General features: G+C 43.8%; 6 protein-coding genes and 1 pseudogene. All 7 read left to right on the top strand.

Going from position 1 to position 7,961, the window contains the following annotated elements; genetic code table 11:
- Window positions 1–109: pseudogene (locus tag IQ234_RS08140) on the top strand (IS5/IS1182 family transposase); the annotation flags it as partial.
- Window positions 110–472: 363 nt separating this feature from the next.
- Window positions 473–565 carry a DUF4388 domain-containing protein gene (locus IQ234_RS08135; RefSeq protein ID WP_216362253.1) on the top strand — a complete coding sequence of 31 codons (93 nt, stop codon included), beginning with the start codon at window positions 473–475 and terminating at the stop codon, window positions 563–565.
- A 385-nt stretch (window positions 566–950) separates the two neighbouring features.
- On the top strand, window positions 951–1,316 hold the full coding sequence (locus tag IQ234_RS08130) for a response regulator transcription factor (protein WP_193956722.1): 366 nt from the start codon (window positions 951–953) through the stop codon (window positions 1,314–1,316).
- 308 nt (window positions 1,317–1,624) lie between these two features.
- Window positions 1,625–2,155, top strand: coding sequence for a chemotaxis protein CheW (locus IQ234_RS08125; RefSeq protein ID WP_193956721.1), 531 nt, complete (start codon window positions 1,625–1,627; stop codon window positions 2,153–2,155).
- A gap of 93 nt (window positions 2,156–2,248) precedes the next feature.
- Window positions 2,249–4,885 (top strand): methyl-accepting chemotaxis protein, encoded by a 2,637-nt coding sequence (locus IQ234_RS08120; protein WP_193956720.1) that lies wholly within the window; start codon window positions 2,249–2,251, stop codon window positions 4,883–4,885.
- 76 nt (window positions 4,886–4,961) lie between these two features.
- Window positions 4,962–6,173 carry a glycosyltransferase gene (locus tag IQ234_RS08115; RefSeq protein WP_193956719.1) on the top strand — a complete coding sequence of 404 codons (1,212 nt, stop codon included), beginning with the start codon at window positions 4,962–4,964 and terminating at the stop codon, window positions 6,171–6,173.
- A gap of 447 nt (window positions 6,174–6,620) precedes the next feature.
- Window positions 6,621–7,958, top strand: coding sequence for an AAA-like domain-containing protein (locus IQ234_RS08110; RefSeq protein ID WP_193956718.1), 1,338 nt, complete (start codon window positions 6,621–6,623; stop codon window positions 7,956–7,958).
- Window positions 7,959–7,961 lie beyond the last annotated feature (3 nt).

Here is a 7,961-nt window from a genome sequence, read left to right as displayed (position 1 = left end):
ATCATCAAGATATAGGAATCGGAGACGGCGTTTTGGTCTGAGATTTAATTTAATCGCTGGCATTTACAACTATGAACTTGCTTTAGGCTATCATCAAGTAGCTGAATAAGACTTTTGCAGGAGGTCTATAATTAGCTTATCAGATCCATTATTAGTGACAAGAGGAAGGAAGACAGCGTTTCTCCTCAAGATGAAGTATGACGAGACTTGGCATCATCTCCAGACTAACACCTACTCTTCCAGTATTACCCAAGACCAGAGACTTCGTACCTCATCATTAAGATAACTGCTCCAGGTTATTCTAGACTAAAAGAAATAAGCTGTTCGTAATTTAAATTGCTTGTTGAGACGAGGCAAGAGGCAAAAGGCAAAAGTCAACAGTAAAGGGATTGGGGGAGGTTCGGCTAATCTAAGAATAAGCGGGTTAAATGCGTCTTAGCTTAGCGTCTAGTGGGGGAGATTCCGAGAAATTATGCAAGGAAGCTTCAATGAGATTGACACTCCCAGTATTTTACAATTGATTGAACTAGGACAAAGAACAGGAGAACTATTGATGACGATCTAAGTATTGGTGAAAAAGTCGAGAGTATTTTAGAAAATTCCAACTATTCCTGGGGTCTTTTCCATGAGAAGCTCTCACTCAGGCTATAGCGATCGAAGCTGCTCTCATTCTCTGGGATCTCGCCCTACCAAAACTCGACGGTTTAACCAGTCAAGGGGGGGGCTGCCGGCAAGGGTAAAAGCCAAAATGGTGGGGGCAACCCATTATTTAAGCAAACCTTTGAGCGAAAATGAGTTATGACTGCTGGTTGAAAGGGAAACCCCCTGATAAATTTCAGATTGCGTTGGAGGCAAAAATGGGAGCAATTTCGGAGCATCGGGTCAACGGGAACTATTATCGCGCCTCTTTTTCCCTTGTTATGCTTGGCGGCCTAGCTAGGTAGGGAGTTATGAGAGAAATATTGCTGGTAGAAGACAGCCAAACGCAACGGGAACTGATCTGTGATCTACTCCGCAATAGCGGTATTAAGGTCACGATCGCCAAAGATGGGTTGGAGGCCCTCGAATATATTCAGAGAGGCAATCCCGATCTCGTTGTCCTCGATATCGTCATGCCCCGCATCAATGGTTATGAGGTGTGTCGTCGTCTCAAGTCGGATCCCAAAACCAAAAATATCCCCGTGATCATTTGTTCCTTGAAGGGGGAAGTCTTTGATCGCTATTGGGGCATGAAAATCGGAGCCGATGCCTACATTGTCAAACCCTTTGAACCGATTGAGTTCATTTGCACCATTAAACAACTGCTGCGCCGATAAAATCGCCTTCATCGGGGACAGTCTAGCTATGCTATTGGTCAAGACGGCTAAAAACGCTGACCGAACTATTACTTAGGGCTTGCTGAATAATGGTAAAACCCTTTTAAAATAAGGCTTTTGACCTGTTAAAATCCGATGTTAGTACAAGAATATAGGACTGGGACATTCAAAAACCTTGCATTATCCTTCTTATAGTACATAAATTAGTACAAAAAAGAGGGCAACAAAGCCTGAAACGACCGGCTACTGACTACTGACTCCACCAACAAACTTTTTCAGCAAACCCTACTTACAAGAGAACAAAACAAATGCTTAACGATACCGATTTTTTTACTGGTGACGCTCAAAATACCGCCCCCGACAATCAGGAATTACAAACCCCCGTCGGTGAACTGCACTTGCGATTTTATCTACCCTCTCAGGACGAGTTTGCCCTTAGTGCTGTGGGCATTCGCGAGGTGATGCAGCAACCACTCGATCGCATTACCCCAATTCCCAATGCTTCACCCTTGCTCCTCGGTGCGATCAATCTCCGGGGTAAAGTGATCTGGGTGGCGGATCTCGGTCAATTTTTGGGGGATAACAGCCGCTTAAATACCGATCGATCCGAAATTCCCGTAATTGTGATTGAAGAACAGGAAACGATCCTCGGTTTAGCGGTGCAACGTTTGGGAGATGTGGAATGGCTCGACTCAGATCAACTAGGCAGTGCCGCCAGTATTCCCGATCAGATTGCCCCCTATGTGCGAGGAGAGTGGATTCTAGGCCAAGAATCAAAAAAAACCTTAAGACTACTCGATCATCTGGCCATACTCCGTTCTACCCGTTGGGCGGCTTAAAACCTCAAAAAAATAGCAGAATAGCATTTATAGCAATTATTTCTTGAAACTACTAACTACTTGATCACTTTATCTTTACTAGGGGAGGGGCAAATGCCGTCAGGAAAAGAATATGCGAAACTCTATGGAAAGGCGAACACCGCCTATTGCCAGGGCAACCTTGAGGGTGCCGCCGTCATTGTCAAAGAAATGATCAGCAAGTATCCCGATGATGCCAATGTCATCCTTTTACAGGGACACATTTATGTAGGACTACAACAATACAGCTTGGCCGAGGGACGTTACGAAAAAGTGCTGGAATTGGCTAAAAATTCTGCCAATTTCTTTGATCTGGTAGATTATGCTCGACGGGGTCTCGATCAGATTCAGCAATTGCGTTTTGAAGCCGAGAATGGAGATTTTATGATCGCTGCTGCGGAAAGCATTGCCTACAGTGAGGCAGCTTTCGATCCTAGTCAAGGTTTCAGCAATTCTTTCTCTGGGCGATCGCAAGCGGCTGATCTCGAGCGGCAACATGAGGTAATGGACTGGGATAGTGGTCTTTTCAATGACGAGGATATCGGAGAGCCTACGGCGGGTACAGTCGATTCCTATGGCGATGATTTTGGGGAATCGGAGGCGACCGCCTTTAGTTCCCTTATCCTGGCTGGTTCAGGCTCTCACGGTTCCCAGTGGTCTGGGGATTCTGTGGATGGAGAACCCCCTTTCCCCTTTTTAGAAGCAGCGGAGATTGACTCACTCCAGGAAGGGTGGGGCGGTGGGTTAGGGTCAACGGGAGAAGGCACTTTTACGGCTTCCTCTGACTGGCGGGAAAATCCCGTCACCGGGAGAGATCAGGAGTTATTCTATGCCGATACCCTAGAACCAGGCACTTTTGCCATTGATCCGGAACCGCCCCACCGACAAGGGGGGAAAACTGACCTTAATCAGGGCAGAGTCACTCAAAAAAGATACGAGGAAGACGAAGCCAGAGATTTTAGAGAACTAAAACTCAATGATGAGGATTTAGACGGTTTTTCCCAACTGCATCTGACGGATATAGCCGAAGAACTGGGGGAATCGGAGCTATTTACTGCTGGTTTTGTCCCCGAACCCAGTGCGCCCCTTAGTGCCAGTTCTGCTGTGGGAGAGCCTAGTTTTCATCCTTCTCGTCTAGAAATCCCCGATGACAAAAGAGATAGTCATCTTAGCCCTGTTTCCGAGCGCCTGCTCAAGCCAGTGGTGGAAGTCAATCCGGGCAAATTAGCCTTTTTTGTCAATGCTTCTTTAGGCAAAAAACAACTAATCCTAGCGGCTTTAGCGGGTATTACCCCTGTAATCTTAATTTTTGCCGTTAGTACCACCTCTTGGCTATTTTCTCTATCGGCTGCCAAACCAGTCCCGAATAACAAGGAAAAAACCGAAAAAGTTGCCCCGAAACCAGCCCCAGCCAGCCTTTCCCCTTTCAGTCAACTGGTACTAACCGAGATGTTATTAACTGGACTGGGAGCTTTTGCCCTGACTTGGCTAGGTTTACAGTTGCTCATTAGTCAGATTAAGCGCAGTCTCGAGGATTTGCAAAGCCAATTCGATCATCTCTCAGAAGGCAATTTTAACGCTAAAGCGACGATCTACTCGGAAGATGAATTCGGTCAACTGGCCAATCGTTTCAATCAGATGGCCCGGGTGGTGGCAACTACCACCACCCAGGCCCAAGGACGCGCCGCCGAAACGGAACGGGAACGGGAAGATCTACAAAGGCAAGTGATTCGACTTCTCGATGATGTGGAAGGAGCGGCTCGGGGGGATCTGACCGTGAAGGCGGAGGTAAGTGCCGATGTTTTAGGGGCGGTGGCCGATGCTTTTAATTTGACTATCCAAAACCTGCGCGAAATTGTCCGACAGGTGAAAAAAGCGGCAAAACAGGTGAATCAAGCCAGCACCAATAGTGAATCTTTCGCCCGCAATCAGTCTAGCGATGCCCTGCGGATGGCGGAGGAATTGGCCGTCACCCTTAATTCGGTACAGATGATGACCGACTCAATTCAAAGGGTGGCAGAAAACGCTAGAGAAGCCGAAGAAGTCGCCCGCACTTCCTCGATTACCGCTCTCAAGGGAGGTGATTCCGTGGAAAGAACCGTGGCGGGAATTCTGCAAATCCGCGACACTGTATCAGAAACGGCGCGAAAAGTCAAGCGTTTGGCGGAAGCTTCCCAGGAAATCTCGAAAATTGTCGCGGTAGTCTCTCAGATTGCCTCGCGGACTAATTTATTGGCTCTTAATGCCTCGATTCAAGCGGCGCGAGCGGGAGAGGCGGGCCGCGGTTTTGCGGTGGTGGCCGATGAGGTGCGTCAGTTGGCCGATAGAGCTGCTAAATCTCTTAAGGAAATTGAACAGATCGTTTTACAGATTCAATCGGAAACGGGTTCGGTAATGACGGCAATGGAGGAGGGGATTCAACAGGTTATCGATGTCACCGAGCGCTCGGAACAGGCCAAGAAGTCCCTAGAAGATATTATCCAAGTTTCTAACCGCATCGATACGCTGGTGCGATCGATTACCGCCGATACGGTCAAACAACGGGAAAATTCTCTCAATGTCGCCCGAGTTATGCAGTCGGTGGAGTTAACCGCTCAGGAAACTTCCCAAGAATCTCAACAGGTGGCGGGTTCTTTGCAAAAATTGGTGAGTATCTCCCGGGAGCTGCTTTCTTCGGTAGAACGGTTTAAGATAGACTCGGAAGATAATTAATAATCGATGAGTGGTAATCAGTGGGTTATTAATCAGCTGCTATCGCTCAAGATTAAACGCTAAAGTTGGTAAAGTTATGCCTAAACTCAGTCTCTGCATGATTGTCAAAAATGAAGCCGAAAATCTCCGGCGCTGTTTGGATAGCGTTAAAGGGGTGGTGGATGAGATGATCGTTATGGATACGGGTTCGACCGATGATACGATTGCTATTGCTAAAAGTTACGGTGCTATAGTTCCTAGCTACGATTGGCGGGGGAATTTTTCCGATGCCAGAAATGAGGCTTTAAAATATGTTACTGGCGATTGGATTTTAGTTCTTGATGCCGATGAGGAATTAAATCCCGCTATCGTACCGAAAATGCGTCGGGCCATGGAAAAAGAGGAAAATTTAGTTATTAATTTAATCCGCCATGAAATCGGAGCCATTCAATCACCTTATTCTCTAATTTCGCGGCTATTTCGCCGACATCCTCAAGTCACTTTTACCCGACCCTATCACTCAATTATTGATGATAATGTGGCTATTTTATTAAAAAAAGAGCCTGATTGGAAAATAGTTGAACTGCCAGAAATTGCTATCTTTCACTACGGTTACACCGTGGATAAAATAGCCAGCTTAGATAAGTTTGAACGAGCAAGAAAAGCGATGGAGGGCTTTTATCAGCAACATCCTCACGATCCCTATGTGTGTAGTAAATTGGGAGGGTTATATCTGAAGATTGGCAGGGATAAAGAGGGTTTTAAGCTGCTCAAACATGGTTTAAAATGCCATGGCTCTAATCCGCATATTTTATACGAGTTATATTATCATCTCGCTAATTATTATTATTCGGTGGAGGAATTTAAGCAATCAGCCGATAATTTTATTAAAGCGATTAAGCAGCCAATTTTAGATAAATTAAAACTGGGTGCTTATAATAATTTCGGTGGGTTATTATACGAAGCAGAAAACTACGAAACTGCCTTATCTGTCTTTGAGAAAACCGTAGAAATTGATCCTAGCTATGCCGATGGTTACTATAATTTAGGACTGGTTCTCAAACAACTGCACCGGCTACCAGAATCGATTAAAGCTTATAAAAAAGCTCTCAAGTTAAACCCCGATAATCCCACTATTTACCAAAATCTAGGGGTTGCTTATATAGTTTTCGGTAGTTATAATGAGGCGATCGAGATTTGGCAAAAAGGCCTACAATTATTGAAAGATCAGGGTAATATCTCTCGCGCTGAAATGCTGCAAGAAACCCTCAAAGCTCTGGGAGCAAGTGTATTGAAGGATGAACAGTAACTGTTCAGAGTTGTTGGCAAGATTGGGAGCAGCCACTGTACTAAAATTGCCAATAGGCAGTTTAAATGCAGTACATCTGATTGCTAAAACCCTGTCTAGTCAACTCCTGTGAGGATTTTTCCAAATTAATTCTTAATAGGATTATTGAGGAGTTAGACGCTGAAGACTCAGGGGTTTTGATAGAAATTATCAAGAGATAATTGCTCGCCGTGTAATTGACCTTGACAAGAAATGCTATAATTTCCTAGCAAGGGGGGAAACTAATCCCTCTCGGTGTTGCCGTCGCACAATTTTGTCGGTTACTGGTTCTCGTCAGCTTGTTTGTCAAATATACCAATTCCAGTTTGAATCGCTGCCGTTATGTCAAGATTCAACATTTCTGGCTGCAACGGAACTGGAAAATCAAACAATCTATTTCTTCAAATCTTCTTACCTTGGACAAAAATAATGAAATTCGAGGAAATCCAAGAGATTCTTAATGGGCAACTGCTCAAGCTTGAGAATCGCTGTCTCAATGACACAGAACAATTATTATTGCGAGGACTTTGGCAGAAAAAGAGCTATCAAGAAATTGCCCAAGAAAATGGTTATAGTAGCAGCTATCTTGCCAATGTAGTTGCGCCAGGACTCTATGATAAAGTCTCGCAACTGATCGGACAAACGATCAATAAGAAAAATTTTTTATCTAGACTACAATCTCATTTTACCAACTCCACATCGCTTCAGTATTGCGGTAATGAATATCCCCAGAATGAGCGGCCAGAATACCCCGATGCTCCTGTTCCCTATAATTCTTATTATTATCTAAAACGAACAAAACTTGAAGCAAAAATTATCGAAGAAATCGGTCGATCTGGCTCGTTAGTTCGCATTAAGGCTCCAAAAAAATGGGGAAAAACGTCTTTATTATTAACAATTTTAGAGGCTTGTCAACAAGAGTTCGGTTATCAAATTGTTAGTTTAGATTTACAAAAAGCAGACCAAGACATTATAGCAAATTTTAACAAGTTCTTACGCTGGATTTGCCGTAATTGCGCTCGGCAGTTGAATTTAGAAGCCAAATTAGATGATTATTGGGATGAAGATATAGGAATTAAAATGAGTTGGACAATTTATTTTGAAGAGTATATTTTACGAGAGATAAAACAGCCACTGATATTGGCTTTTGATGAAGTGCATCGAGTCTTTGAACACCCGAAAGTAGCGGAAGATTTTTTACCTTTAATCCGAGCTTGTTATGAAGAATCTAAGCGATCTCCCCTGTGGCAGAAATTACGTTTAATTATTGTTCAATCCACAGAATCTTATGTTTCTCTGCGATTAGAACAGTCTCCTTTTAATGTGGGATTACCTATAGAGTTACAGGGTTTTGGTCAAGAACAAGTGGCAGAATTGGCCAAAAAATATCAATTAAATGAATTAGCAACCAACGAAATTCAACAATTGATCGACTTAGTGGGGGGACATCCTGCCTTGATTCATTTAGCGATTTATCATCTTAGCCAAGAGGGAATCACGATTGAAGATTTAATCAAATCAGCAACCACATCAACGGGGATTTATTCCTCTCATTTACAGCTTCACTGGGTCACTTTACAAAAACAACCTGAACTTGCTGATGTTTTTCAACAGATTTGTCAAGGGAATCAACCAATGATAGTTAATCCAATTATTGCTTATAAACTTAATAGTATGGGTTTAATTAAACTCAGAGAAAATAAAGCAATTGTCAGTTGTCATTTGTATCAAAAGTACTTTATAAGTCAATATACTGGTTCGGTATAAATA

Source organism: Microcystis aeruginosa LEGE 91341, from assembly GCF_015206885.1.
GTDB lineage: Bacteria > Cyanobacteriota > Cyanobacteriia > Cyanobacteriales > Microcystaceae > Microcystis > Microcystis aeruginosa_H.
Note: the sequence above shows the minus strand (reverse complement) of the source record. Positions and strands in the feature narration are given on the sequence as shown.

Excerpts from the sequence above, each read along its gene's own strand:
- IQ234_RS08135 (WP_216362253.1), top strand. The coding sequence starts at position 473 with ATGCAAGGAAGCTTCAATGAGATTGACACTCCCAGTATTTTACAATTG.
- IQ234_RS08130 (WP_193956722.1), top strand. The coding sequence starts at position 951 with ATGAGAGAAATATTGCTGGTAGAAGACAGCCAAACGCAACGGGAACTG.
- IQ234_RS08125 (WP_193956721.1), top strand. The coding sequence starts at position 1,625 with ATGCTTAACGATACCGATTTTTTTACTGGTGACGCTCAAAATACCGCC.
- IQ234_RS08120 (WP_193956720.1), top strand. The coding sequence starts at position 2,249 with ATGCCGTCAGGAAAAGAATATGCGAAACTCTATGGAAAGGCGAACACC.
- IQ234_RS08115 (WP_193956719.1), top strand. The coding sequence starts at position 4,962 with ATGCCTAAACTCAGTCTCTGCATGATTGTCAAAAATGAAGCCGAAAAT.
- IQ234_RS08110 (WP_193956718.1), top strand. The coding sequence starts at position 6,621 with ATGAAATTCGAGGAAATCCAAGAGATTCTTAATGGGCAACTGCTCAAG.